The organism is Chitinophaga tropicalis (genome assembly GCF_009758205.1).
Taxonomy (GTDB): domain Bacteria; phylum Bacteroidota; class Bacteroidia; order Chitinophagales; family Chitinophagaceae; genus Chitinophaga; species Chitinophaga tropicalis.
On the sequence record NZ_WRXN01000050.1, the window covers coordinates 1 to 776 of the forward strand.

1 protein-coding gene is annotated in these 776 nt (G+C 45.0%); it reads left to right on the plus strand.

Going from position 1 to position 776, the window contains the following annotated elements; translation table 11 throughout:
• Window positions 1-193: 193 nt before the first annotated feature.
• The coding region (locus tag GO493_RS30750) for a hypothetical protein (RefSeq protein WP_157310078.1) at window positions 194-776 on the plus strand (583 nt) is incomplete at its 3' end.

A 776-nucleotide genomic window follows, 5' to 3' on the forward strand; every position in this document is an offset into this window, starting at 1 on the left:
CAGCGGGTATTGATAAAGAATACGCTAAAGCTTACTCCCGGTACCAATTTCATTGAAATACCGCTTTCAGGAAGAAAAGACCTTGGCGAAGGTAAACAATACCTGTTCCGCCTGTCCAACTCCAGGCAGGAGTATTGGCAGCTAAAGTTTGTTTACACGATGTCCCTTTAATAAATAGATAAATAATAGATAAATGATACTGCAATTTGCTGCCAGGCGCAAAAAGACATTCGCCTCTTTGATGCTGGCACTGCTTTATTTCGAGATGATTATCCCGTCCTATGCAATAGCGAATGTCCCTTCCGGAACATTACCCAGGCGTGATACTATACAGGTGGCAGAAAAGCTTCCCGTACCGGCTACGGTCAAATCTGTCAGAAGGATGTCGAAGGCGCCTTTCATTGGCGGCCCTGGGCAGCCAGAAAGCCAGGCTTTCCATTCTGTGAATAACGAGAATATGGTTGACTTGTTTTCCGGCGATTTTTCCTATAGCATTCCGTTGATAGATGTGGACGGCTATCCGTTAGCGATCGGGTATAATAGCGGTATTTCTATGGAACAGGAAGCCAGTTGGGTAGGTTTGGGATGGAATATCAACCCGGGCGCTATCACGCGTAATATGCGTGGCTTACCGGACGATTTTGATGGTAATGATACCATTCAGAAGATAGCTTCAGTAAAAGAGAATAAAACAGTAGGCGGTACTATTGGCCTTGGTATGGAAGTATTTGGCCTGCCTAATAGTAAGAAGGATACTACAACTAAGGTGGGTTTCG